Below are 25430 nucleotides of genomic sequence, written 5' to 3' on the forward strand. Positions count from 1 at the left end.
GGGGGGCAAAGACAAAGGTCCCCCTGGGTCCGCCCCGTTATGCCCTATTCCGCTCGGTCACTCGCCAGGTTTGCTGAGCAATATCCAATCCGCAATGGAGGCTGTGATGTTGGGCGGATATCTCCAGAAAGCGGTGCGTGTCCCGCTGGTCGCGGTCGATGCCGCGTTGCGAGTCCCAACGGTCGCGGGCTACGCGCTGCGAGCCCCGGCGGCCGCGGTGGATGCGCTGCACTCTGTCGTGTCGGACGCCGCGGGCCACAGCCGCGCCATATGGTCCGGCGGGGACCGCCTGCATGTCGCGGTGCGCGGACCGGCACCTGACCGGCTGGAGGCATTCGCCGTGGACCTGAGCGCGCGGGTCGGCCGCCTGCCCGGGGTGGCGTGGGTGGGTCTGGACACTGGATGCGGGCGTCTCGTGATCGCCGAAGAGTCTCCCGCCTCAGTGGACGAGGCCGCCGTCATCGCCGCGGTGGAACAAGCGGAAGCCGACGCCGACGCCGAGGGGCCTTTCACCGCGGCCCGCACCGTGCATCCCACCGACCGGGCCGCGGCGGCCTGGTACACCGTTGCGGCACTCGCCGACGTGGCCGCCGCCGGCCTCGCGACCGTCGGCGTCATGCTGCGTCTGCCCGGGCGTTCGACGCCGATCGGACTCACCCCTGTCATCGCGTTCGTGCAGAACCAGGAGCGGCTACGCGGCCCGCTGGAGCGGCGATTCGGGGTGACCGAGGTGGATTTGGCCCTCGGCATCGCGGCCGCCACGTCCAGCGCCCTCGAACGCCAGTTGCTCAGCCCGGTCGTCGACCTCGTCCACCGAGTGCTGCTGCTGCGCCAGGAACGCTCTCGCGCGCAAACTTTCGCGCACGTGGAGCCGGTGCTGTACGCGGCGGCGCCGCCTGCGCGTCCGTTGCCGGAGCCTCCCGCGCCGCGGCCCATTCCGCTGCCGCCGGGACCGATCGAACGCTACGACGAGCGAGATTTGATCGCGACGATGGCCGCGGCACTGACCACCATCCCGCTTTCCCAGCGAACGCAGGAGGCGATCGACGTGCTCAGCGCGGGGGTTGCCAAGGCCGCCCGGCTCGGGCGCGAGGCATTCGCCGCTGGAGTCACGGAATACCTGGGCCGCTGCGACGTGCTCGTGGTGCGTCCGGAACCCTTGCGCGTACTCGATCATGTCGACCGCCTGGTGATCGACGTGGACCTGCTCGGTGACACGCAACCGCCCAAGCCGGTGGCAGGCCAGGACATCGAGATCGTCCGGTACGAACCCAAGACCGAGCCCGGGCAGGGTGCAGAGGACCTCACCGAACTGGTCGCCGGACTGCAGCGCGAAGGTCACGTCGTCGCGGTCGTCGCAGGCGGCGACGAGTCGGCGCTGGCCGCCGCGGACTGCGGCGTCGCCGTCACACCGCACCCGGAGCATCCGGTGCCGTGGCATGCCGACCTCATCGCCGTCGACGGACCGGTCGGTGTCGCGGCCGTGCTCGACGCCTGCCGGCTCGCCCGTGACATCAGCCGGCACAGTGTGCTGCTGGCGCTGGCCGGGTCGGCGGCGAGCGCGCTCGTGCTGCTCGGCGTGCCGATGCCGTGGCGGCGTCGGGAACTGCTGCCGGTCTCGCTCAGCGTGGACGCGGCTGCGCTGGTCGCCTTGGCGCACGGGCGTCTGAGCACGTTACGGCTGGTCCCGCCGCTTCCGAAGACGCGGACTGACGACGACTGGCACCGTGTCCCGGCCGCCGAGGTGCTCACCCGGTTGGGCAGCAGCCGAGCAGGATTGACCACAGCCGCGGCCGGCTCCGGCCGCCCACCGCCGGTCGCCGCGCCGAGCGCAGCCCGGCAGCTGCTGGCTCATATCGTCGACGAGATGCGCAACCCGCTCACCCCGGTGCTGGCGGCGGGCGCCGCACTCTCGGCGGCCGTCGGCTCGGTGCTGGACGCGGCCATGGTGGCCGCGGTCGTGTTCGCCGACGCCGGTATCGGTGCGATCCAACAGCTCGAAGCCGACCGGGCCGTCGCCGCGCTCGACCGGGTGGCCGCCCAGCGGGTGCGCGTGCGCCGCGACGGAATCGAGCGGGGTGTCCCCGCCGACGAGCTCGTCGTCGGCGATGTCATCCGGCTCGGTCCCGGCGAAGGGGTGCCCGCCGACTGCCGTCTGCTCGAGGCCGAGGGCCTCGAGATCGATCAATCCGCGCTGACCGGTGAGTCGTTGCCGGTGGCCAAGGTTCCCACGCCGACCGACGCGGCGGCGCCGGCCGACCAGGCGTGCATGTTGTTCGCAGGCACCGCCGTGGCGACGGGGCGAGCGAGCGGGGTCGTGGTAGCCGTCGGGGCGGACACCGCCGCCGGAAGGGCCGCCCAAGGCGTCACCTCTCCGCGCACTGGCGTGGAGATGCGGCTCGAGGCATTGGCGGCACGCGCCACGCCGGTCGCGCTCGGGGCGGGTGTCGTCACCATGGTCGCCGGTCTGGCCCAGGGCGCGCCGCCGGCCGAGACGCTGGCCACCGGAGTGAGCCTCGCCGTCGCTGCCGTTCCGGAGGGCCTGCCGATCCTCGCCACGGCTGCCCAGCTGGCCGGGGCCAGACGCCTCGCCGAACGGGGCGTCCTGGTTCGTCACAAGCGAGCCGTGGAGGCGCTCGGCCGGGTGGATGTGCTGTGTGTCGACAAGACCGGCACCCTCACCCATGGAATTCTGCGCGTCACCGCTGTGCACGACGGGCTGGAGGGTGTCGCTCCCGACCAGCTCTCCGGCGGGCACCGACGGATCCTCGCCGCCGCCCATGCGGTGGCGGCGGCCACCCTGCCGCGACGACGTCGCCTTGGCAGTACCGACGACGCCATCGTCACCGCGGCATCGGCCGCCCGGCTCGCGGCGCCCCCGGCCGCGCTGGCCGAGCTGACCTACGAGTCGGGCCGGTCCTACCATGCGGTCGCCGTCGCGGACCGGGGCAGTGTGCGTCTGAATGTCATCGGCGCTCCCGAGACGATCCTGAGCCGCTGTGTCCACCACGATCACCCTGCCTCCGGCCACGTGGTGGTGGACCGCCATCGCCGCGGCCGGCTCGATGGACTGGTCGAGGAACTGGCCGGAGACGGCGGCCGGGTGCTCGCCGTCGCCACCCGCAAGCTCGCCGCGCCACCGGACGGTGCGTTGACCGAAGACAACGTCGCCGGCCTCACCCTCACCGGCTTCCTCGTCCTCTCCGACCCGCCGCGCGGCCACGCCGTGGATGCGCTGGATCGAATCACCCGCGCCGGCGTGCGGCCGGTGCTGATCAGCGGTGACCATCCCGCGACGGCTCGCTGGCTGGCCGCGGAGGTAGGGATGCTGCCCGCGCCGGACGGCGGCACCGGGGTCGTCACCGGCCCGGAGCTCGACCGCCTCGAGGACGACGCCCTCGACACGACGCTGCCCGGGGTGTCGGTGTTCGCCCGAGTCACGCCGGCTCACAAGGTCCGGCTGGTGGCCGCCTACCGCAGAGCCGGGCATTGCGTCGCGATGACCGGCGACGGTGTGAACGACGCGGCCGCGATCCGGCTCGCCGACGTCGGTATCGCGCTCGGCAGCGGCCGTAGTACCGAAGCGGCCCGCCACGCCGCCGATGTAGTGCTCGTCGAGGACCACATCGGCAGTATCGTCGACGCGCTCATCGAGGGTCGCGCCCTGTGGGTGGCGGTCCGCGACGCGGTCGCCAACCTGCTCGGCCATAACTACGGTGAGATCGCGGTGATCACCGGTGTGAGTCTGTTGACCGGCACGACCCCGCTGACCGCCCGCCAGTTGCTGCTGTGCAACCTGTTCACCGACACGGTCCCGGCGCTGGCCATCGCCATGCGGCCGGTGCCCGACCTGGATCCCGCGCGGCTGCTCGCCGAGGGTCCTGACCGCTCCATCGGCCCGCTGCTGACCCAACGGATCACCGTGAACGGCGTCGCCACCGGCTTGGCGGGCGCGGGCGGCTACGTGGCCGCCCGCCTCAGCGGCACCGTCGGGCGGGCTCGCACTGTCACCCTGCTGAGCATCGTCGGCGCCCAGTTGGGGGAGACGGCGGTGCTGCGGCCCACCGACCCGGTGGTCGTCGGCGCGGCCGCCGCGTCCGCGGCAGCGCTGCTGGGCATCGTCGAGACCCCGGGGCTGAGTCAGTTGTTCGGATGCAGGCCGGTAGGCCCCGGCGGGTTGCTGATCGCCGGAACCGCCGCGGCAGCCGGGACCGTCGGCACACTGCTGTTCCCGGCTGTGACCGCGCGTCGACGCAACGAAGACGAGCTTCCTGCCACCGGACCACTCTAGACTTCCCGTCCGCCCTGATCACGCCCGTTGCGCAGACACACAGCGGCGCCGCTTGGCGAGAAAGCCGCGCAGTCGGCGCAGAGGCCAGGCGTTGACGACCTGGCTCGCCTCGGTCCAGCCGCGTTGTGCGGTCGCCACGCCGAAGCGCATGTGGTCCAGGTGTGGCACGGCATGGGCGTCGGTGTCGATGGCGAACGCGACACCGAGTTCGCGTGCCCGCCAGATCAATTCGTCGTCGAGGTCGAGTCGGTCGGGAAACGCGTTGATCTCGAGCGCGGTGCCGGTCGCTGCGGCGGCGGTGAACACCGCATCCGCGTCGAATTCGATGGACGGTCTGCGGCCGAGGATGCGGGTGGTGGGGTGGCCGATGATGTCGACGTAGGGGTGTTCGATAGCGGTGATGAGCCTGCGGGTCATCGCCCGGGGTGATTGATCGAAATGCGAATGGACCGAGGCGACGAGGATATCGAAGCCTGCGAGGAATTCGTCGTCCCAGTCCAGCGTGCCGTCGGCGGCGATGTTCAGTTCCGAGCCGTGCAACACCGCGATCCCGTGCTTCGAGGCGAGCTCACGCAGCTCCCGTCGCTGGGCGAGGGCCTTCTCGCGGGTCATCCGCTGCATCGCCAGCTGCGGTGCGTGATCGGTGATCGCGCAGTACCGATAGCCGTGGCGCGCCGCCGCGGCGATCATGTCCGCGGCGCTTGCCAGGCCGTCGGTCAGATCGGTGTGCATATGCAGGTCACCCCGCAGATCGGTGACCTCGACCAGTCGTGGCAGCCGCCCGGCCGCCGCGGCCTCCACTTCGCCGCGGTCCTCTCGCAAGGTAGGCGGAATCCACGGCAGCCCGAGTGCCTCGTAGATCTCCGACTCGGTCGCCGCCGCGACGGGCTGCTCGGTGCCCGCGACGAAGAGTCCGTATTCGCTCAGTTTCCGTCCGGCCCGGACCGCCAGCTTCCTGATGTGGATGTTGTGCGCCTTGGACCCGGTGAAATACAGCAGCGCGGCACCCCAGGACGAGGCCGGTACGACACGGAGATCCACCTGGATGCCCTGGGTCGTCACGATCGATGATTTGGTGGGGCCGTGCGCGAGAACCCGATCTACCAGCGGCAGCGCACAGAAAAGATCCATTACCGTTTCCGGATCGTCGTCGGCCGCGACGAGCAGATCGATATCGCCGACGGTGTCGCGCATGCGGCGCAGCGACCCGGCGTAGTCGGCGCGGCTCACCTGGGGAACCGTCGTGAGGGCGGCGACGAGTCCCTCGGCGATGTCCAGCGCGACCGCCAGCGGTATGCGGCGCCCTGACTCCTGCATGCCGCGGATCGCTTGGGCGAGGTTGCGTTCGCTGGTTTCGCCCCAGCCCTTCAATGTCCGCAGCCGTTCGTCGTGCAGCGCGGTCATCAGCTCCGGCATCGACGAGATGCCCAGCTCCTGGTAGACCTGGTGCGCCCGGCGCGGTCCGAGTCCAGGAATACCCAGCAGGGAGCGCAGTCCGGCGGGCAACTGGGCGTGCAGTTCTTCCAGGCCAGCGATCCGGCCGGTGCGGCGCAGCTCGAGCAGGCGGTCGGCGGTGTGCGCACCGACCGCAGGAATCGCCATCAGGCCCTTGCGATCGAGGGTATCGACGTCGAGGTGATATCCGGCGACCGAGCGGGCCGCCTTCTCGTAGGAGCGGACCCGGTACGGATCGCCGCCGGAGATCGCGATCAGATCCGCCATCTCCGACAAGGCTCGGGCCGCGACCTCGTTCGAGCGCATCGCGATCGGTTACTCCTCGCCGCTCGCGGGGCGGGCCGGTTCGCACCGCCGGGCGAGCCGAATCATGCGGGCACGGTATTCCGCTGGGGCGATCCGCCGGGCGAGCAACGCGGCCAGCAGGGCGTTCTCCGCGTCCAACGCGGACCACACCTGCGCCGGATCAGCCCACTCGAGGACGGGTTCCGCCTCCGGCACCGTCGGCTCGGAGGCGTGGGACGCGCGAAGCGCGGTGCTCGGATTCGTCTCGTCGGTCTCGCGCCGATACCGTCCGGGTAGACCTCGATCAACGCGCCTGTCGATGGTCGCTCCGATCGCCTGCCGCAGCAGTGCCGCCAACACGATCACGCACACGACCAGCAGGACAATGCCTAGGACCATGGGTCCGCCTCCTCCCTACCAGGGTGACCGGAGCCGCGCTCGGTGAATGAGCTGATCATGCATCGTCACGACCGGTCGGCGGTAGCGGCATCCGTACCGTTCCGGGTAGACCAACGTCCCTGACGCGAGGGAGAATTCGCCCCTCGTGACGCCCGTATCCGGTGTCGACGGGGGCGGAGCGCCCCCGGCCGAGTGGGGGGGCCGGTCGTTTGCCAGGTGCGCGATGCAGGCGGTGGTGGTCAGCGGGGGCGATGCTTGACACACCTATTATGGCGTATGCCATAGTCGATCGCCGGGGTTACAACCCCGAATCGCGTTAACGCAGGCCAATTTTCGCGTTCCGACCGCAGCCGCGCACCGAAGGAGCCGCCGATGTCCGCCGCCGACCTGCACCTGGAGACCATCGAACTCGAACGAGACGGGCGGGTACTCACCGCGCGCATCGTCGCCCCACCGTGGAACTTCGTCACCCCGGCGGTCGTGCGCGATCTCGACACCTTGACCGCCGCGGTCGACGCCGACGACACGGTCGGCGCGGTCGTGCTCACCGGCGGGCTGCCCGGGCGTTTCCTCACCCACGCCGACCCCGCCGCGCTCACCGGCATGATCGAACTGCCGCACCCGTTCGTTCCCGCCCGCGCCGCGGCGCCGTTCCTGCGCGCTACCGCGGCCGCACTTCGCCTGCCCGGCGCGGCGGCGCTGGTCGAACGCCGCGGTGGCGGACTCGGCGCGGGACTGGTCTGGGGTTACCGCTGGAAACGCACTACGCTGCGGATGAACCGCTCCGGCGTCGCCTACCTCGCCGCCATCAACGGCCCCGCGCTGGGCGGCGGTCACGAGATCGCGCTGGCCTGCGACCTGCGCTACGCCGCCGACGCCGACCACGTGCGCCTCGGCCAGATCGAGACACTGGCCAACCTCATTCCCGGCGGCGGGGCGACCCAACGCCTGACCCGCTTGCTCGGCGCCGCCAAAGCCATCGAGATCACCCTGGAAGGCACGCCTTTCACCACCCAGGAGGCCCTGCGCCTCGGGTTGGTGCATCGGGTGGTAGCCACCGACGAACTGCTCGCCGAAACCAAGGCCACCGCGGCCCGTTTGGCCGCACGCAACCCGGTCGTCGTCGCCGAACTCAAACGCGCCGTCTACTTCGGCACCGACAAATCGCTGTCCCGCGGCCTTGACGCCGAACAGGCCGGATTCGTCTCGGTCGGCACCACCGCCGCGGCCGCCCGCACCACCGAAGCCTTCTTCGAGGACCTCGACCGCCTCGCCGACACGCCCTTCCTCGCCGACCCGAAGCCATGGGTCGACGGCACCCGCGTCGACCAGGTGAGCAAATGACGAAATCCGCTGGAGCTATCTGAGCTGGTTCTCCGGTCAAACGGCGGGCTGGGCGACGAAAACCCGTTCCAGCAAGGTGTACAGGGAATCCCGATCCTGATCGCTGAGCCTGTCCAGGCCATCCTGCGTGGCGCGCATCTTCGCGCGAATCGCGTCGGTGACGCTCTCGCCCTCGGCGGTGAGGACGACGTTCTTGACGCGCCGGTCGGAGGCGCTGGGCTCGCGCCGTACCAAGCCGCGCTTCTCCAGCCGGTCGACTATCCCGGTCATGTTGGAGGCGTCGCAGGTCAAGGTCTCGGCCAGGGCGTTCATCGCGGCCGGTCCGCGGCGCAGCACGGTCAGCGCCTTGCCCTGGCTGGCCGTGAGGTTCTCGCTCGCCGCCGCGACCGTGAAGTCTCCGTAGTAGGCGCCGAGCGATACCGAGAGCAGTTCCATGAGCTGGGCCGTGTCGACGCGGGGACGTCCTGTCATTGGAGTCATTCTAGCCGGAAAACTTGACAATCTCAAATATCGACCTCTACCGTCTTCGAGTTGCTTGAAGTTCTCAAGCATCAAGATCGTCAAGTACCTACGAGGAGCATCCCCGTTGACCGTCACTGCGTCCCCCACCTCCCGCGCAGCCGAGATCCTGTCCCGGCCTGTCACGCTGAACGGCCTGACCGTCCCCAACCGCATCGTGATGGCGCCGATGACGCGTATGTTCTCCCCGGGCGGCGTCCCCGGTGAGAACGTGCGGTCGTACTACGCCCGTCGCGCCGCCGCGGGTGTGGGCCTGATCGTCACCGAGGGGACCTACGTCGGCCACGAGTCGGCCGGGCAGAGTAACCGTGTGCCGCGATTCCACGGTGAGGAGCAGCTGGCGGGGTGGGCGAAGGTCGCCGAGGACGTGCACGCGGCGGGCGGCAAGATCGTCCCGCAGCTGTGGCACATCGGCATGGTGCGCAATCAGGGCGAGCCGCCCTACGCCGACGCACCGGCCGTCGGCCCCTCCGGCATCCGCGTCGACGGCACCGAGGGCACCGGCAAGGCGATGACCCGAGGCGACCTCGACGATGTCATCGGCGCCTTCGCCGAGGCCGCCGCGGCCGCCGAGCGCATCGGCTTCGACGGCGTCGAACTGCACGGAGCCCACGGCTACCTCATCGACCAGTTCCTGTGGGCGGGGACGAACCGCCGCACCGATGCCTACGGCGGCGATCCCGTGGCTCGTACGAAGTTCGCGGCCGAGATCGTGGCCGCGGTTCGCGAGTCCGTCTCGCCCGAGTTCCCGGTGATCTTCCGCTACTCGCAGTGGAAGCAGGAGGCCTATGACGCGAGGCTCGCCGAGACTCCGGAGGAGCTGGAGGCAATCCTGACCCCGCTCGCCGCGGCCGGCGTCGATGTCTTCCACGCCTCCACCCGCCGCTACTGGCTTCCTGAGTTCGAAGGCTCGGACCTGAACCTGGCGGGCTGGACGAAGAAGCTCACCGGCAGGCCCACCATCACCGTCGGTTCGGTCGGTCTCGACGGCGACTTCTTGCGAGCGTTCACGGGCGAGGGCGCCGAGCTCGGCAGCCTCGACAACCTCCTCGATCGCCTCGAGCGCGACGAGTTCGACCTGGTCGCCGTCGGCCGCGCCCTCCTCCAGGACCCACAGTGGGCGGCGAAGGTCCTCGAGGGCCGGATCGACGAGCTGAACCCATACGACGGCACGGCCCTGAAGACCCTGAGCTAGGACCGGCGTCCTCGCAGAGACTCGGCACGCTTCGCAGCGCTCACAGCGTCTGCGAGGCGTGCACGACGTCTGCGAAGTGTCATGCGGTGGGGACGGATTCGGCCATGGTGGGGGCGGACGAGGGTTCGAGTGGTGCGGGTGTGACGCGGACCCAGGTGTTGTTGACCGCCGCGGCGCCGGAGAACGGGTCGATCGTCGCGGGGTCGTGCAGCAGGTTGACATTCGCGCCGGGCAGCGACGCGGCCACCGTCCAGCCGACGCCGGGCTCGCGGTGTCCCCATCCGTGCGGGATCGCCACGACGCCGCGCCGGATTTCGTCGCTCACTTCCAGCGCCACGGTGATCGAACCGGTCGCCGAGGTGACCGTCACCGGAGCGCCGTCGACCAGTCCGCGCTCGGCGGCGTCGTCGGGGTGCATGAGGGCCGTGCAGCGGTCCTTGCCTTTCACCATCGACGGCACATTGTGCAACCAGGAGTTGTTGCTGCGCAGGTGCCTTCGCCCGATCAACTTCAGGTCGAAACCCTCCGACGGCGCGGTCGTCGACCGGCCGCGCTCCGCGTCCTGGACCAGTTCGCGGGCCGCGGCCAGGAAGTCCGGCGGAGCCAACCGCACCTTCTTGTCCCACGTCCCGATCAGCGCCGGCAACCGCGGACGCAACGGACCCAGATCGACGCCACCCGCCGACTCGCGCACCTTCGCCACGGTCAGCCCGCTCCGCCCCTTGCGCAGCACGCCGTAGGGGCCCGCCGCCATCGCCGCCGACGCCAGCCGCACCGGGCTCAACCGCCGGAACAGCGCGTTCGCCACGCGGCCGGTGACTCCGCGCGCGGGCAACGGCAACACCTCGGTCACCAGCCGTGCCAGAATCTGCCAATCCTCCAGCCCGTCGGCGGGCGGCTCGAACACTCGCGCGTCGTAGCGCACGTTGTTGCGCACACTGAAAACCGGGAACAGGATATTCAGGTCCTCCCGTTCCAGCGGTGACACCGGCGGCAGGATGATGTCGGCGTGCCGGGTGGTCTCGGTGACGTACATGTCGACGGCCACATAGAAATCCAGCGTTTCCAGCGCCGCGCCCAATCGACCGCGCTGCGGTGTCGACAGCACCGGATTGCCCGCGTAGGTGATCATCGCCCGGATCCGTCCGGGTCCGTCGGTCATGATCTCCTCCGCCAGCGCGGCTACCGGCAATTCGGAGCGGAACGACTTGTAGGTGCCGGAGCTGTCGGTCCACGCCCCGTATCCCATCGGCAGATACTTCGCATACCGGGCCGCGTCGATCGGCGGGGTCGCGAACATCTGGCCACCAGGCCGATCCAGGTTCCCGGTGACGGCGTTGATCGTGTTCACCAGCCAATGGGTCAGCGTGCCCGTCACCTGCTGGCACACCCCGATCCTGGCGTAGAGCACCGCCGACGGCGCCGCGGCATGTTCGCGCGCCAGCCTGCGGATCGTCTCGGCATCCACCCCCGCGTGCGGCGCCATGGCCTCGGGCGTCACCCCCTCCACCAGCGCCCGCAACTCCGGCCACCCCGAGCACTGGGTGTGGATCGAATGCCGGTCGCACAGATTCTCGGTCACCAGCACGTGCAGCATGCCCAGCAGCAGATACACGTCCCCACCCGGCGCCACCGCCACGTGCTCGTCGGCCAGGCGTGCGGTCTCGGTGCGGCGCGGGTCGATCACCACGACCGTGCCGCCGCGTTTGCGCACCTCCTTGATGCGCAGTTTCGCTCCCGGCATCGTGGTGATCGACCCGTTCGACACCGCGGGATTCGCGCCGAGGATCACCAGCCGATCGGTCCGGTCGATATCGGTCACCGGCATGAGGACGTTCGACCCGAACATCCGCCACGCCGCGAATTCCTGCGGGAACTGATCGATCGAGGACGCGGTGTAGAAGTTGCGGGTCAGCAGCGCCGCGCGCAGCAGCCCGCCGTAGAGCACCGCGGAGCTGTGCGCAGCCGGATTACCGAGGTACATCCCGATCGCGCTCGACCCGTGCTCGGCGCGCACCGCCCGCAGCCGCCGCCCGATCTCGGTGAACGCCTCGTCCCAGCCGATCGGCTCGAACGTCTCGCCCACCCGCCGCACCGGGGTCCGCAACCGGTCCGGGTCGTGGTGCAATCCGCCCATCGCCGTCGCCTTCGGGCAGATATACCCTTTCGACAGCACGTCTTCCGGATTGCCTTCGATCCGGGTGACCTGCTTGTCCTCGACGGTCACCAGAATCCCGCAGTGGGCCTCGCACAGCGTGCACTGCCGGGCGATTGTGGTAGCGCTCATGGGTTTTGGACACCTTCCGCCGGTCGCTGGCCCCAGGCTACCGCGCGCGCCCGCCGCCGTAGATCCTCTTACGGTCGGAAATTTTCGGGCGACGGGCGAGCGGCCGGGGAACTCTCGCCGCCGAAGATCCCTGCCCGACAACGGACTTGCGCACGAATCGGGACCTGGCCGTCGAAGAAGCCAGGTCCCGGGGGTTCGGGGTCTCAGATGCAGAAGCTGACGGACACCGACCCGAGCGGAATGTTCAGGCAGATCGCCACCGGCCCGAGCGCGGGGGTCGTCTCGGGCGCCGGCGCGGCCGACGCGGTGGGAGCGGCGAAGGTACAGACGGACAGGGGGATCACAATGGCGGCGAGCGCCGCCGCAGCCTTGGCGAGCATTTCGATGTTCCTTTGCTGAGAGACAACTACACAATCCGACCCTCCTTAGATCGTGCGCCGCTACGGTGGCAGGAACAAGGCTTGGACGGCACATCGCAAGGTCATCGGCGGGAATTGTCCGAAAAAGATACCGACGGTTCCGTATGAAACCATTAATCGGATCTCCCACCTTGTCGTGGGGGCCATTTCGGACCAGAAGCATCGAAATGTCGCACGGCGCCCCGGTGGGAACGCCGAATCGCCTCGCACATCGGGAGCTCGCACCCGTTTCAGCGCGGAAACACCTTGCGCCGACTCACTCGCCTCGCGCTCCACCCGGCGGTGGGCCGATCGGCTCGAGCACTCGCTCGACCAACGCGGTGTTGCAGTACTCGACGACCTCGGCCAATCGCCCTTCGGCGACCCGGAAGACCATGCAATACGTCTGCTCGTATGCCTCGCCCCGCACGGTGACACCGTGGCCGCGCGCCTGCACCACGACCCGATCACCGTCGCCCAGAACGCTGTCCGCCACCAGGCGATAGCTCTCGAACTGTGCCATCAGCGGTCCCAGCAGTTGTTGCAGGACAACGGATTTCGGAGCCCACGTGCCCGCCCAGGACCAGTCGCCCGGAAAGATCCACGCGAAGTCCTCGGCCATGGCCGCACCCAGCGCGCGCATATCGCCGCCGGCCATTCGATCGAACACCGCACGCACGAGTTCCGTGTTCGGGTTCTTGGTGTCGGACATGATCATGACCACATTGTGCCGAATGAACAGTAGGTGAATAAATCCGATAGCGGCTCTCGGACAAGCACTTTTCAGCTGGAACAACGGCGCCGACCGGCGTCTGCGCTGTCGCCCGGCCTGGTACGTTGCACTGCGCGCGTAGTTCGTGATGGGTATGATACCGCGTCGTGATCGAAACATGTTTTGGTCAAACACCTTTCGGACTCGACGCTTCCCTCCCGTGTCCGCACTGGACGGAACTCGGAGCAGCCGGCCTACATAGCGGCTAAGACTCTTCACACTGCACGACCGGGCCATTCGGGGTTGCGGCACGCCGTTACCCCGGCTTCATCGGCCCGCGCTCGGCCGTGCCGCCACTTCGCTTGCTGTGCTGCGAAAATGTCATGTCGCACAGCATCTTTCATCGCTACATGCAAAATTAAGGGGGCTTTACCATGACTGTGCCACAGGTGAATTCGAGACCACGTCGGAGCGCTCGTTCCTCCGCATGGGCCGTTGGCGAATGAGACTGGATACGAAGGAGTTCGCCACTGACCCACACCGCGCCTATACCGACCTGCGGGACACGCACGGCCCGCTGGCTCCCGTGGAGCTGGCCGACGGAGTGCCCGCGACCTTGGTGCTCGGCTACCGTGAGGCGCTGCAAATCCTCAGTGACCCAGCGCGTTTCCCCACCGATCCCAGCGACCGGCCGAAGCACGCGGGATGCCCGGCGCTGCCGCTGTCGCAATGGCGGCCCAGTGCGGCAAGGGGAGAGGACCACAACCGCCACCGGCAGGCCTACAACGACTGCCTGGCTCGAGTCGATCTGCACGCGCTACGCAACGACGTCATCGCCACCGCGATACCGCTGATCAACTCGTTCTGCGGCGCCGGCTCCGCCGACCTGCTCAACGAGTACGCGGTCCCGTTGACGGTCCGCGTCGTCAACAGCCTGCTGGGTTTCCCGCCGGAGGCGGACGAAGCCGCGTTCGCCGCGTTGACGCACATGCGTGACGCCCCCGATGCGGCGGCGGCCGAGGTCGGTTCCGAGAAGCTGGCCGCGGTCATCCGTGCGGTGCTCGCGGACAAACGAGCCAGGCCGGGAACGGATGTGATGTCGTCGCTGATCACCCACCCGAGCCGGTTCACCGACGCGGAGATCGCTCAGATCGTCGGAATGTTGTACGAGGGCGGCACCGAGCCGACCTGGAATTTGATCGCCAACACGTTGCTGGAAATGACCAACGATGTGTCCTTCCGCGATGTCCTGCTCGGTGGGTCCCTCTCGACCAGAGACGCGATCGACGACGTGCTGTTCGGCGACCCGCCGGTACCCAACGGCTGCGTCAGCTACCCGCGGCAGCCGCAGATCATCGGCGCCACGATGCTTCCGCCGAATCAGCCGGTGATCACCAGCATGGCCGCATCCAACAACGATCCCACCACCAGCGCCGGTGATCGCACCGGCAACCGATCGCATCTGGCGTGGGGGGCGGGTCCGCACGTCTGCCCGGACAAGGCGCAGTCGGTGGCGATGGTCATCGCCACCGACGCCGTCGAGCAACTACTCGATGTCCTACCGGAGATCGAGCTGGCCGAGCAGCCGCAGTGGCAGCGCGGCGCTTTTCATCGCGCGTTGACAGCTCTACCGGTGACCTTCCCCCGAACCCCACCACTGCCCCTGTAAGGAGAACCCCCGTGCACCCGCAGCAGGCACCCCTTCGTGAGAGCGACGAAACACGTCCCATCGAAAGGATCGGCCCTCGGATTCCCCTCTACAGCCCCGAATTCGCCCACGATCCGCACACGGTCTACGAAGCGATGCGGCGCGACTACGGACCGCTGGTACCCGTCGAAATCCACCCCGGTATTCCGGCGACCCTGGTCATCGGCTACTCGACCGCGGTGCGAATTCTCGGTGACGAACCGCATTTCCCGGCCGACCCGCGCAACTGGCAGAAGACCATCGACCCGCAATCGCCGATCCTGCCGATGGTGGAGTGGCGGCCCAACGCCCTGCGCTCCACCGGTGAGGTCCGCGTCCGCTACCGCACGGCGACCAACGACGCCTTGGCCGGTGTGGACCTGCACTCGCTGCACGCCGTCGTGGAGCGCACCGCGATTCCGCTGATCAACTCGTTCTGCCGTGCGGGCGAGGCCGAACTCATCGGCCAGTACGTGCAGCCGCTGGTGTTCTCGGTGCTCAACCACATCCTCGGCTGCCCGCCCGAGATCGGCGCACGGGTTGCCGAGGCGTCGGCGGCCATGTTCGAGGGTGTCGACACCGCCACCGTCAACACGATGCTCGACAACGCGTTGCTCGAGCTCATCGAACGCAAACGAACCAACCCCGGCAACGACGTCGCCACCCGGCTGGTGCAGCACCCGGCCGAACTGGACGACGTCGAACTCATCAACGCGCTCGTCACCTGCTACGCCGCGGGCATCGAGCCGCAACAGAATCTGATCGCCAACACCTTGCGGCTGATGCTGACAGACGAACGGTGGCACGCGCACAACCTCGCCACCGCCCCGCTGCCGCGCCCCGCGTTGGAGGAGATCCTGGCGACCGATCCTCCGCTGGCCAACTACTGCATCACTTACCCACCCCACCCGATCGTGATCGACAACGCCACACTGCCCGCCAACGAGCCGGTCGTCATCAGCATGGCGGCGTGCAGCAACGACCCCGCCATGAACAACGGCCGCTATTCCGGACACGGCGCGGCGTGGAGTCTCGGCTGGGGCGCGGGTCCGCACCAGTGCCCGCAGCAGGCGCAGGCGTCCGCGTTCCAGATCTCCCAGGACGCCATCGAGCAGCTGATGGACGTACTGCCGGAAATGCGCCTGGCGATCCCGGCGCAGGACCTGGAGTGGCGCCCCGGGCCGTTCCACCGTGCGCTGGCCGCGCTGCCCGTCGTCTTCCCGAAAACCCCTCCACTGAATATCGGGTGACGCGCATGAACCGAGTCTGATCACGTGACATCCCGGTCGAGGGTGAGCCCCTCGACCGGGCAAGGAGTTTCCGCAGGAATTCCGCCCGCACATCCGCGACCGATCTCCTGGGCGACCCGCGGGCGGTCGGCAATATCAGGGTGAGTGCAATGACAAGAGCAGATATTCCCGTCGACCTATTCTCCGAATCCGAACGACCACAACACGATTCGAACTCAATCGTGCACGCGCTACGGAAGGTGATCTTCGGTGCCCACACCGACCTACACATCCGCGTGCGTGACATCGTCACCGAACTCGGCGACGTTCCCCGGTCCGGCCTGACCTACACCGAGGAAACCCAGGCTGCACCGCACTTGCTGCGCAGGGCCATCGCGGCGCTGGGCCGCCCAGGCAGGGAGATCGCCACCGACACCCATTTACGCGGGGCGTTGTGCGACTGGGCGCAGGTCAGCGCGCCCCGTCTGCTGCTCGTGCTGACCGGCCACTTCGACCTCGCCATCGGCGCGATCCTCGCGCACGGCAACGGCTCCGGCTACCAGCAGGAATGCTTGGCCGAACTGGACAGCGGCGCGGCGCTCGGAGTGCTGGCGTTGACCGAACTGGGCGGCACGAACGGCGCCGACCAACAGACCCTCGCCGAATGGGATCCGGTTTCCGGCGGATTCTGGCTGACCACACCGTCACCGGAAGCCGTCAAGTTCATGCCGAATGTCGCGAGCGAGGGCGTCCCGAAGATCGTCGTGGTGACCGCGCGGCTGATGGTCGCAGGCCAGGATGAGGGAGTCCTGCCGTTCCTGCTGCGGCTGCGCACGTCGACCGGGCTCGCCAGGGGCGTGGAGGTGGCGCCGATGCACAAGGTGTCCGCGCCGATGGACCACGCGATGATCAAGTTCGATCGGGTGTGGCTGCCACGTGAGGCGCTGCTCGGCGGTAACTGGGCACGCTTCGGCGAGGACGGCCGGTTCATGTGCGCGCTGCCGCGGCGCCAGCGTTTCCATCATGCGATCGCGGTTCTCGACAACGGCAGGCTGGATCTGGCGACCGCAGCCATCGCCAGCGCACGCGCGGCCTTGGCGGGGCTGGTGAACTACAGCCGCCAGCGACGCCCAGGATCCAACGACCTCGCGGCGGGCCAGTCCCGCAAGGCCATGGCCGACCGCGACCAAGTGCGGTTGGATTTCGTGTCGGCGCTGGCCGCGGTATACGCGACGAGCGCACTGGGCCAACAGATTCGAGACATGCGCGCGGCCGCCGCGACCACCGATGCCGAGCAGCGGCTCTGGTCGGCGCTGGCCAAGCCGCTGCTGTCCGGCACCGCCGCCGACGTGCTCGCCATGTGCCGTCAGCGCGCCGCGGCACAGGGGGCGCTGCGCCTCAACCACCTGGTGGACTGGATCGGCAATCTGGAGGCGATCATCACCGCCGAAGGCGAGAACCAGATCATGCTGGTCTTCGCCGGGCTCGCCGGTGGGCTCACCGACCTGCGACTACCTGGCACGCCGGCGCGGCGACCGTGGTTCCTGGACATGCTCGCCGCCCGCGAACACACCCTCGCCGTCGCACTGCGCAACGGCGACTACCAGTCCACCGGCGTCGTTCTCGGCCGAGATTCGGCCGCGATCGAGCTGGCCACGGCCACCGAGGAGCGGCTCGCGACGACAGCGCTGGTCATCGCCGCCTCCCGAACCGATGACCCCGACGCTCGACGACTGATCGAAACGACCGCCGCCGCCTACGCCCTCGGCCGCATCAACGCCCACGGCGCCTGGTACACCGCCCACCAGACGTTGTCGCCGCTCCGCGCCAACGAGATCGCCGCACAGCTGCGCCACCATTACGCCGTCCTGGCCGACGAGCTGCCGATCATGGTGCAAGCCTTCGATATTCCCGCTCTCCCCGGTCCCATATTCGCATCGGACAACAGTGCTGACACCACCACAGACATCGGCAGACCGGCCGCCTACATCTCCCGATGGATGGAATACGCGGGCTGGCGAGGCCCTTGGTCACAGCCCGTCGACAACCGGCCAGGACCGGCCTGGTCTCTGACCTGATGTGCTCGGTGGGTGGGCACCACCGCGATCAGTGCGGAGAGTAGCTCAGCTCGATCGCGGCCGCCGGATCGGTCAGCGCCGCGAGCACCCACCGAAGATTTCCGAGGAGCCGATGACCGTACCTATGGTGCGCGCCGGTCGGCAACCGTAGGAACCCGAGCCGGACGCCGCAGCGGGTTCGTCGCGGACGAACTGTCCGTCGAGCACGGCTCGAGCTGTGTCGCAATCCATTACGCCTGTCCAGATCCTGCCGCGCACAGGTCCTCGGTCCCCGCTCGCGATGACCTTCGGCCCTGGGTTCGCGGGCGGCTCGCTGGTGGCATGGGGGCGGCGCATTGCCGGAGCGAGGAGGCAGGGTTCGGTGGGTTCGGACATAGCGATCGGCGGGATCGGTGACGCGGTGCAGACGGTGCGGCCGGTTGTTCGCCGCGAACACCGTGTGCTGCCGGTGATCTCGGTCGCCCAAGCCGCGGCCGAAATGGCGGCCCGCGGCGGGGAGGCGTTGCTGTTCACCGACATCGAGTCCGGTATGGACGCGGTGCTGTATCGGGGCGGACCCTACGGCGTGCGGTTGGCGCGCCAGCACCGCCGAGGCTTGCCCAGCGACACGCAGGCGCCCGCGCTGACCGTCGACGCGCGCCCGACACCGTATCTCGAGGAATCCGAGGCGGTGGAGCGGCTGTGCCGGTTCGGCTTGCCGTTCGTGTTCTTCAACGACCCGCGCGACGGGCGGGGCAGATTGCTCTCTCGCGGCAACGACGGCGAACTGACCGTCGTTGCGCCGCGACCCACCGAAACGGAAAGGTGAACCACGACTATGGCACGCGATCTGACCCAGCGCGAGCTTCTCACCGAACTGGAACCCGTCGCCGAGACATGCGTGAACCGCCACCTGTCACTGGCCAAGGACTGGCAGCCGCACGACTACGTGCCGTGGGATCGGGGCCGCAACTTCGCCGCCCTGGGCGGAACCGATTGGGAGCCGGAGCAATCCGCGCTCAGCGACGTCGCCAAGGCGGCGATGGTGACCAACCTGCTGACCGAGGACAATCTGCCCTCCTACCATCGCGAGATCGCCGAGAACTTCTCCCGCGACGGCGCGTGGGGCACCTGGGTTGGCCGTTGGACCGCCGAGGAGATGCGCCACAGCACGGTGATCCGCGACTACCTGGTGGTGACGAGGGGCGTGGACCCGGTCGCGCTGGAACAGGCCAGGATGGCACACATGACCAACGGTTTCGACCCCGGCATCGGGCGCACCGAGGTCGACAGCGGCGCCGGATTCCTGCATTCGGTCGCCTACGTCAGTTTCCAGGAGCTCGCGACCCGCATCACCCACCGCAACACCGGCAAGGTCTGCCACGATCCGGTCGCCGACCGCATGCTGCAACGCATCGCCGCCGACGAGAACCTGCACATGATCTTCTATCGCACCGTCTGCGCGGCCGCGCTGGACCTGGTTCCCGACCAGGCCATCGAAGCCATCGACGCCATCGTGGAGAACTTCCAGATGCCCGGTGCGGGCATGCCCGACTTCCGGCGCAACGGCGTGCTGATGGCCAAACATGGTGTCTACGATCTGCGCCAGCATCTGCAGGAAGTGCTCGAACCGGTGCTGCGGCAGTGGAACATCTTCGAGCGCAACGACTTCGGGCCGCGCGGCGAAGCCGTCCGGGAACGTCTCGCTGCCTTCCTCGACGACATGCAGCGCGTGCGTATCCCTCGCTTCGAGGAACAGCGTGAACGCGCCCTCGCGCGGGAGCGGGCCAGGGCCTGAACCGCACTATCGTCACGTCCATGCCGCTGGGCTCGTCTCCCGATGAGCCCAGCGGCATTCTCTCGTGGGATAACCGCGCGCAGAGGATGTTTCAACCGCACCTCGGGAGGGCGAAGGACCGATCACAGATCGTCGACGAGCCTGATCCCGGAGACGATCGTCGCCTCGATCTCGATCACGCCGTCCATCGGCGCATCGATCCAGGGCTGAAGCAGCTGCTGGTAGCGGGCGAGCCGGGTGGTATCGGTGACCGGGCGCGCGATCCCGGTGACCACGACCGACCATCCGGTGCGGCGGTCGAGGTCGATGTCGTCGGCTTCGTAGGCCACCACGATGCCCGCTCGTCGCTGCACGGCGGTGGAGAACTGCGAGGCGAGCCGGGTGCGCACGATGACCCGCCCGTCGTCGAGCAGATGGTTGACCGGGCGAATCGCGGGCAGCGCGTCGCGGGTGTACACGACCCGCCCGAACGGGACTTCCGCGAGCAGCGCCAGCGCCTGCTCGCGATCCAGTTCGACGACGCTGTGTCCGGTTCGCACGGTGGTGGCCGGTTCGGAAGGTCCCACGTGATGCCCCATCCGTTCGCGCGTGTGATCACCTCGATGCTGGTCGTTTCATGCCACCAGCTGGTCCGAAAGCCTTCTAGGGTCGAAGGTCGTTTGCGCGGAGGACCAAACGACTGTCTCGCAGGGAATGTGACGATCGGCCCCGCAGGAGCGGCACAATGGCCGTCTCGATCCCCGCGCGCCGCGCCGACACTGGAATCATGACCGACAGCACCGCACCTCCCGCATCCTCCGTGCCGGATACGCCCACCCTGCTGGCGGCGCTGCAGCTGGCCGCCCGCGCCCCCTCGGTGCACAACTCCCAGCCCTGGCGCTGGGAGTTCGACGGCACCCGGCTCGACCTGTTCCGCGACGACGACCGGCTGCTGACCGCCGCCGATCCGCAAGGCCGCCAGCTGGTGATCAGCTGCGGCGCGATGCTGCACCATATGCGCACCGCTCTCGCCGCCCGCGGCTGGCACACCGACACCCAGCGTGTCCCCGTCGCGACCCGGCCGGACCTGCTGGCCACCATCACCTTCCGCGCCTGGCCCGACCCGCCCGCGGGCGTCATGACCCGCGCGCAGGCCATCGAGCGCCGTCACACCGATCGGCTGCCGATGATTCCGCCGCCGAGACTGGGCGAGCTGGTGCACACCGCGCGGATGCTGGCCAGCCCGCACGACGTCGAACTCGACGTCCTCGACGACAGCGCGCGCCCGTTGCTGGCGGCCGCCTCCGAGCACGCCGACGCCAACCGCCGCTACGACATGGATTACCAGACCGAATTACATTGGTGGGCAGGACATTCCGGCACGAACGAAGGAGTGCCCGGCACGGCGCTGGCCTCCGACGCCGAAGCCGCACACGTGCCGATCGCCCGCAAGTTCCCTTCCGCGGCGCATGCCCGACGCCGCGGCGACATCCACGATCAAGCCGCGCTGCTGGTGCTCAGCTCGCCCGGCCACACCGTCTCCGACTGGCTTCACGTCGGCGAAGCCCTTTCCGCGGTGCTGCTCGAATGCACCTCGATGGGGTTGGCGACCTGCGCGCTGACCCATATCACCGAGCTGCCCGCCGCCCGTGAGTCGATCCGCGGGGCGCTCACCCGCGCGGGCATTCCGCAGGTCGTCCTCCGTGTCGGCGCCGCACCCGCCGAAACCACCGAGCAACCGCCGACCCCGCGACGCCCGGTCAACGAGATTCTCACCGTCCGCGACCACCCGGCATCGCCTGCGGGCGGATCTCACACGCGGTCGCCGGACGGCGACAGGACGAACGTCACCATGTCGCGGCCGGGGCCGTTGTAGCCGCGCACCGGTTCGCCGACCTCGAATCCCATCGCTTCGTGGAAGGCGATGGAGCCGGTGTTGCGCCCAGCTCGCCATCGCACTCGGCGACGAGGCTGGTGGCGGCGAAATGATCGACCCAGCCGCCGGTTCCCGCCCATCGACCAGCGGTGCGGTCAGCGTCCGTGGGATCGCTCGCCGCGCAAGGTGGTGACGATGCTCGAGGCCGTTGCTACGGGTTTGCCGTCGGCGCGGGTGACTTCGCACGCGTAGTGGGTGAGGGTGCGGCCGGTGTGCACGGCGCGGGCGGTGGCGCGCAGGGTGTCGCGCCAGACCGGGCGCAGGAACACCGTGCGCAGTTCGATGGTGGTGAACGATTCACCGGTCTGCACGAGGGTGGAGTGGGCGGTGCCGATCGCGGCGTCGGCGAGTTCGGTGATCAGTCCGCCGTGCACGGTGCCTTGCTGGTTGCCGTGAACGTCGGCGTCTACTTTCAGTTCGACCGTGGCGCAACCGGATTCGATTTCGACCAGTTCGATGCCGAGTGTTCGCGAGATGGCGGTGGGGTAGCGGAATCCGCATTCCGCGCCATCGGTGGGGAGTCCGGCGATGTGGCGGCGCAGGAACTCGAGAACCGGCAGCGGTGTCGTTGTCATGGCTGACGACCGTAGGAACACGACCTAGGACAATCAAGAAATTGTCCTAGGTACAGTCGGTGGGTGCAGTCGTACGCCGACATCGCCGCGCAGGTGGCCGCCCAGATCCGTGCCGGACGCTTGGCCCCGGGCGACCGTCTGCCCACGCACCGCGCGCTGGCTGCCGAATGGGGCGTGGCGATCGCCACCGCGACCCGGGTCTTCGCCGAGTTGAAACGCCTCGGTCTTGTGGTGGGCGAGCCGGGCCGCGGCAGTTTCGTGCGCGATCGTTCGATCCGGCTGGTGCCGCCGGAGTACGGCCCCGGACCCGACACCGTCTACGCCGATCTCTCGGTCACACAGCCGCTCTCGCCGCGCCGGGCCGAACTGTTGCGGACCGCGTTGCGTGATCTGGCGTGCGCCGGTGACCTGGACGCGCTGTTGCGTCAACAGCCTCCCGGCGGACGGCCCGCCGACCGTGCCGTGGCGGCCGAATTCCTGGGCTCGCGCGGCATCGATGCCGAGGCCGATCGAGTGTTTCTCACCGCAGGTGTTCAGCACGGGTTGGATCTGGTTGCGCGAGCGGCACTCTCACCCGGCGACGTGGTCGCTGTCGACGCGTTGACCTATCCGGGGTTCAAGATGCTGGCCCACGCGCACCGGCTGCACCTCGCGCCGATCCCCGTCGGCCCGGACGGGCCGGATCTGGACGCGATGGAGGAGCTGTGCCTGCGACGGCGGGTGCGGGCGGTGTACACGATGCCGACGCTGCACAATCCGCTGGGCTGGGTGCTCGGCGAGCAGGCGCGTGACCGGCTGGTGCGTATCGCCCGTGCCAACGACCTGATTCTCATCGAGGACGCGGCGTACGCGTTTCTCGCCGAACCCGCTCCCGCGCCGCTGGTTTCGCGGGCGCCGGAACGCACGTATCGGCTGTCGAGCCTGTCCAAGAGCGTGGCGGCGGGTCTGCGTTTCGGGTTGCTGGTCACCCCGCCGTCGGGCCGGGCCACGATGAAGCACACGCTCCGTGTGCACATGGCCAGCCCGCCCGGCCTCGTCGCGGCGGTCGCTGCCGGGTGGTTGGCGGACGGCACGGTGGACGCATTGGAAGACGCCGCTCGCCGCAGCGCCGAGGAGCGTCAGCGTGTGCTGCGCGCCGAACTCCACGACATGGATCTCATCGCCCACCCGCGGTCCTACTTCGCCTGGCTGCCGATCGATCCGCAACAGCGCATGGACCGGGTGGCCGCGGAACTGTCGCGGCGCGGTGTGCGGATCTGCACGGCCGAGATGTTCGCGACCACACCGCATGTCCGGCACGGGGTGCGGATCGCGGTGGGATCACCGCTGGCCGAACTGCCCGCGGCGCTCGCCGCCGTGCGCGACGCTCTCGACGCCGTGCCACTGGGCTGACCAGCGATCCTCGCCGCCAGAAGAGATCCGGGCCACGCACGGCCGAGGCGCCGCGCCCAGCTTCGGCCCGGTTATCCCGCTCACATAATTGGTATCTCGCATGCGAATTATCGTAGGTTCAAGGCATGCAGCTCACCCGCTTCACCGACCTCGGACTCCGAGTCGTCATGCGATTGGCGGTGGCAGAGGAGGGTGTTCGCCCGGGAAGCCGCGAGATCGCCGAGGAATTGTCGGTGTCCTACACCCACGCGGCGAAAGTGATCACCCGGCTCGGCGAGCTCGGCGTCGTCGACGCGCGCCGCGGCCGCAGCGGTGGGCTGGCAATCACCGAGCTCGGCCGCACCGCCACCGTCGGCTGGCTGGCGCGCCGCCTCGAGGGCGAAGCCGAAGTGGTCGAATGCGACGGAGCCATCCCATGCCCGCTGCGCTCGGGCTGCCGGTTGCGCTCGGCACTGCGCCGCGCCCAGCAAGCGTTCTTCGAATCCCTCGACGCACTCACCATCGAAGACCTCACCCGAAACCCCACCGGCACAGTACTTCTCGCCCTTCCCCGGATCGGCGGCGCCGACACACAGATTTCAGCAACGAACGGAGAATGACATGCTCTCGGCCACCTCGAAGGAGACGATCCGCGCCACCCTGCCCGCGGTAGGTGCGGCCATCGACGACATCACGACGCTGTTCTACCGCAAGATGTTCACCGCCCACCCCGAACTCGAACGCGACCTGTTCAATCGCGGCAACCAGAAGCAGGGCGGCCAGCAGAAAGCGCTCGCAGGCTCCATCGCCGCCTTCGCGGCGCTGCAACTCGAACCCGACCAGGCACGCGTCGACCTCATCCTCTCGCGCATCGCGAACAAGCACGCCTCCCTCGGCGTCAAGCCCGACCAATACCAGATCGTGCACAAATACCTGTTCGAAGCCATCGTCGAAGTACTCGGCGCCGCCGTCACCGCCGAAGTCGCCACGGCATGGGACGAGCTGTACTGGCTGATGGCCGAGACGCTGATCGCGATGGAAGCGGGCCTCTACCGGTCCGCCGGTGTCGCGGCGGGCGACGTCTGGCGCAAGGTGCTGGTGCGCGAGCGGCGCCACGAATCCGCCGACACGGTCTCCTTCGTGCTCACCTCGATCGACGGCACACCGCTGCCGTCCTTCTCGCCGGGACAGTACCTCTCGGTCGGCGTGCACCTCGAAGACGGCGCCCGCCAGATCCGCCAGTACAGCCTGTCCTCGGCGCCGTCGAACGCCGACTGGCGCATCACCGTCAAACGCGTCGACGCCAAGACCCTGCCCGACGGCTCACAGGCACCCGCCGGTGAAGTGTCGAACTTCCTGTACCGCAACGTCTTCGAGGGCGACGTGCTCGAGGTGACCACCCCGTTCGGCGATCTGGTGCTCCAGGACGACGACGCGCCGCTGCTGCTGATCTCCGCTGGCATCGGATGCACACCGATGATGGGAATGCTCAGCCACCTCGCCGACACCGCCGACCCCCGCGCGATCTCGGTGCTGCACGCCGACCGCTCGCCCAGCAGCCACGCCCACCGCGCGGAACTGGCCGAACTCGTCGACCGTCTGCCGTTCGCGGTCATGCACCGCTGGTACGAGGACCTCGGCGCCCGCAGCCCCGAGGACCGGCTCCGCGAAGGTCGCGCCGATCTCGGTGAGATCACCATCGCCGCAGACACCCGCGCCTACCTGTGCGGTCCGCTGCCCTTCATGCTCGGCATGCGCGAGGCACTGCTGAAGAAGGGCGTCGCGGCGCAGAACATCCACTACGAGGTCTTCGGGCCGGACAGCTGGGCTGCTGCTCCCGCGTAATCCGCTGTGGCAGGGGCGGATTCGGCCGCTGGAACTCGCTGTCGTGTGGTTCCGGGCCGGATTCGCCC

20 protein-coding genes are annotated in these 25430 nt (G+C 68.9%); 12 read left to right on the forward strand and 8 right to left on the reverse strand.

The annotated features are described in order from the left end of the window. The first annotated feature begins 94 nt into the window (after window positions 1-94). Complete coding sequence (locus NX1_RS03010) at window positions 95-4291, forward strand: cation-translocating P-type ATPase (RefSeq protein ID WP_068053299.1); 4197 nt, start codon at window positions 95-97, stop codon at window positions 4289-4291. Between the two features lie 18 nt (window positions 4292-4309). On the opposite strand, the gene polX is transcribed toward NX1_RS03010, so the two are convergent. Both polX and NX1_RS03020 read right to left on the reverse strand, forming a co-directional pair. After that, window positions 4310-6052 (reverse strand): DNA polymerase/3'-5' exonuclease PolX, encoded by a 1743-nt coding sequence (gene polX, locus NX1_RS03015; protein ID WP_068053302.1) that lies wholly within the window; start codon window positions 6050-6052, stop codon window positions 4310-4312. 9 nt (window positions 6053-6061) lie between these two features. Continuing rightward, the gene (locus NX1_RS03020) at window positions 6062-6430 is read right to left on the reverse strand and encodes a hypothetical protein (RefSeq protein ID WP_068053305.1); all 369 of its coding nucleotides are present in this window, start codon (window positions 6428-6430) and stop codon (window positions 6062-6064) included. A 372-nt stretch (window positions 6431-6802) separates the two neighbouring features. Between NX1_RS03020 and NX1_RS03025 the strand changes: the two genes are divergently transcribed. Further along, a complete protein-coding gene (locus NX1_RS03025) occupies window positions 6803-7774 on the forward strand; it encodes an enoyl-CoA hydratase/isomerase family protein (protein WP_068053308.1) in 972 nt (323 codons plus the stop codon). A 36-nt stretch (window positions 7775-7810) separates the two neighbouring features. On the opposite strand, the gene NX1_RS03030 is transcribed toward NX1_RS03025, so the two are convergent. Then, window positions 7811-8245, reverse strand: a complete 435-nt coding sequence (locus NX1_RS03030; RefSeq protein ID WP_068053310.1) for a MarR family winged helix-turn-helix transcriptional regulator — start codon at window positions 8243-8245, stop codon at window positions 7811-7813. Window positions 8246-8360: 115 nt separating this feature from the next. Here NX1_RS03030 and NX1_RS03035 point away from each other — a divergent pair, with 115 nt between their 5' ends. After that, the gene (locus NX1_RS03035) at window positions 8361-9488 is read left to right on the forward strand and encodes an NADH:flavin oxidoreductase (protein ID WP_068053312.1); all 1128 of its coding nucleotides are present in this window, start codon (window positions 8361-8363) and stop codon (window positions 9486-9488) included. A gap of 79 nt (window positions 9489-9567) precedes the next feature. On the opposite strand, the gene NX1_RS03040 is transcribed toward NX1_RS03035, so the two are convergent. From NX1_RS03040 to NX1_RS36780, 3 genes are all read right to left on the reverse strand, one after another. Next, on the reverse strand, window positions 9568-11775 hold the full coding sequence (locus NX1_RS03040; protein WP_068053315.1) for a molybdopterin oxidoreductase family protein: 2208 nt from the start codon (window positions 11773-11775) through the stop codon (window positions 9568-9570). A 203-nt stretch (window positions 11776-11978) separates the two neighbouring features. Further along, window positions 11979-12155, reverse strand: a complete 177-nt coding sequence (locus NX1_RS36775; RefSeq protein ID WP_169812167.1) for a hypothetical protein — start codon at window positions 12153-12155, stop codon at window positions 11979-11981. Between the two features lie 295 nt (window positions 12156-12450). Further along, entirely contained in the window at window positions 12451-12891 is a 441-nt protein-coding gene (locus tag NX1_RS36780) for a nuclear transport factor 2 family protein (RefSeq protein ID WP_169812168.1), read from the reverse strand. Window positions 12892-13387: 496 nt separating this feature from the next. Here NX1_RS36780 and NX1_RS03055 point away from each other — a divergent pair, with 496 nt between their 5' ends. From NX1_RS03055 to NX1_RS03075, 5 genes are all read left to right on the forward strand, one after another. Further along, window positions 13388-14554 carry a cytochrome P450 family protein gene (locus tag NX1_RS03055; RefSeq protein WP_245668289.1) on the forward strand — a complete coding sequence of 389 codons (1167 nt, stop codon included), beginning with the start codon at window positions 13388-13390 and terminating at the stop codon, window positions 14552-14554. A gap of 11 nt (window positions 14555-14565) precedes the next feature. After that, window positions 14566-15822, forward strand: a complete 1257-nt coding sequence (locus NX1_RS03060) for a cytochrome P450 family protein (protein WP_068053325.1) — start codon at window positions 14566-14568, stop codon at window positions 15820-15822. A gap of 221 nt (window positions 15823-16043) precedes the next feature. Then, complete coding sequence (locus NX1_RS03065; protein WP_157119498.1) at window positions 16044-17879, forward strand: acyl-CoA dehydrogenase family protein; 1836 nt, start codon at window positions 16044-16046, stop codon at window positions 17877-17879. 361 nt (window positions 17880-18240) lie between these two features. After that, complete coding sequence (locus NX1_RS03070) at window positions 18241-18687, forward strand: sigma 54 modulation/S30EA ribosomal C-terminal domain-containing protein (protein ID WP_068053331.1); 447 nt, start codon at window positions 18241-18243, stop codon at window positions 18685-18687. Between the two features lie 9 nt (window positions 18688-18696). Then, window positions 18697-19656 carry an acyl-ACP desaturase gene (locus tag NX1_RS03075; protein WP_068053334.1) on the forward strand — a complete coding sequence of 320 codons (960 nt, stop codon included), beginning with the start codon at window positions 18697-18699 and terminating at the stop codon, window positions 19654-19656. A 122-nt stretch (window positions 19657-19778) separates the two neighbouring features. Here NX1_RS03075 and NX1_RS03080 read toward each other — a convergent pair whose 3' ends face one another. Then, window positions 19779-20222 carry a pyridoxamine 5'-phosphate oxidase family protein gene (locus NX1_RS03080; protein WP_245668290.1) on the reverse strand — a complete coding sequence of 148 codons (444 nt, stop codon included), beginning with the start codon at window positions 20220-20222 and terminating at the stop codon, window positions 19779-19781. Window positions 20223-20422: 200 nt separating this feature from the next. Between NX1_RS03080 and NX1_RS03085 the strand changes: the two genes are divergently transcribed. After that, window positions 20423-21511 (forward strand): Acg family FMN-binding oxidoreductase, encoded by a 1089-nt coding sequence (locus NX1_RS03085; RefSeq protein WP_245668291.1) that lies wholly within the window; start codon window positions 20423-20425, stop codon window positions 21509-21511. Between the two features lie 155 nt (window positions 21512-21666). On the opposite strand, the gene NX1_RS03090 is transcribed toward NX1_RS03085, so the two are convergent. Beyond that, the gene (locus NX1_RS03090; RefSeq protein ID WP_084500900.1) at window positions 21667-22146 is read right to left on the reverse strand and encodes a PaaI family thioesterase; all 480 of its coding nucleotides are present in this window, start codon (window positions 22144-22146) and stop codon (window positions 21667-21669) included. Between the two features lie 63 nt (window positions 22147-22209). On the opposite strand from NX1_RS03090, the gene NX1_RS03095 reads away from it, so the two are divergent. From NX1_RS03095 to NX1_RS03105, 3 genes are all read left to right on the forward strand, one after another. Further along, window positions 22210-23538 (forward strand): aminotransferase-like domain-containing protein, encoded by a 1329-nt coding sequence (locus NX1_RS03095; RefSeq protein ID WP_068053343.1) that lies wholly within the window; start codon window positions 22210-22212, stop codon window positions 23536-23538. Window positions 23539-23663: 125 nt separating this feature from the next. Continuing rightward, the gene (locus tag NX1_RS03100; RefSeq protein WP_068053345.1) at window positions 23664-24137 is read left to right on the forward strand and encodes an RrF2 family transcriptional regulator; all 474 of its coding nucleotides are present in this window, start codon (window positions 23664-23666) and stop codon (window positions 24135-24137) included. 1 nt (window position 24138) lies between these two features. Further along, window positions 24139-25362 (forward strand): globin domain-containing protein, encoded by a 1224-nt coding sequence (locus NX1_RS03105; RefSeq protein WP_068053348.1) that lies wholly within the window; start codon window positions 24139-24141, stop codon window positions 25360-25362. The last annotated feature ends 68 nt before the right edge of the window (window positions 25363-25430 follow it).

Source organism: Nocardia xishanensis NBRC 101358 (genome assembly GCF_001613365.1).
GTDB lineage: Bacteria > Actinomycetota > Actinomycetes > Mycobacteriales > Mycobacteriaceae > Nocardia > Nocardia xishanensis.

Bases quoted from the DNA above. Each gene is read 5' to 3' on its own strand.
- NX1_RS03010 (WP_068053299.1), top strand. From the start codon at position 95: ATGGAGGCTGTGATGTTGGGCGGATATCTCCAGAAAGCGGTGCGTGTC.
- polX (WP_068053302.1), bottom strand. From the start codon at position 6,052: ATGCGCTCGAACGAGGTCGCGGCCCGAGCCTTGTCGGAGATGGCGGAT.
- NX1_RS03020 (WP_068053305.1), bottom strand. From the start codon at position 6,430: ATGGTCCTAGGCATTGTCCTGCTGGTCGTGTGCGTGATCGTGTTGGCG.
- NX1_RS03025 (WP_068053308.1), top strand. From the start codon at position 6,803: ATGTCCGCCGCCGACCTGCACCTGGAGACCATCGAACTCGAACGAGAC.
- NX1_RS03030 (WP_068053310.1), bottom strand. From the start codon at position 8,245: ATGACAGGACGTCCCCGCGTCGACACGGCCCAGCTCATGGAACTGCTC.
- NX1_RS03040 (WP_068053315.1), bottom strand. From the start codon at position 11,775: ATGAGCGCTACCACAATCGCCCGGCAGTGCACGCTGTGCGAGGCCCAC.
- NX1_RS36775 (WP_169812167.1), bottom strand. From the start codon at position 12,155: ATGCTCGCCAAGGCTGCGGCGGCGCTCGCCGCCATTGTGATCCCCCTG.
- NX1_RS36780 (WP_169812168.1), bottom strand. From the start codon at position 12,891: ATGATCATGTCCGACACCAAGAACCCGAACACGGAACTCGTGCGTGCG.
- NX1_RS03055 (WP_245668289.1), top strand. From the start codon at position 13,388: ATGAGACTGGATACGAAGGAGTTCGCCACTGACCCACACCGCGCCTAT.
- NX1_RS03075 (WP_068053334.1), top strand. From the start codon at position 18,697: ATGGCACGCGATCTGACCCAGCGCGAGCTTCTCACCGAACTGGAACCC.
- NX1_RS03085 (WP_245668291.1), top strand. From the start codon at position 20,423: ATGACCGACAGCACCGCACCTCCCGCATCCTCCGTGCCGGATACGCCC.
- NX1_RS03090 (WP_084500900.1), bottom strand. From the start codon at position 22,146: ATGACAACGACACCGCTGCCGGTTCTCGAGTTCCTGCGCCGCCACATC.
- NX1_RS03100 (WP_068053345.1), top strand. From the start codon at position 23,664: ATGCAGCTCACCCGCTTCACCGACCTCGGACTCCGAGTCGTCATGCGA.
- NX1_RS03105 (WP_068053348.1), top strand. From the start codon at position 24,139: ATGCTCTCGGCCACCTCGAAGGAGACGATCCGCGCCACCCTGCCCGCG.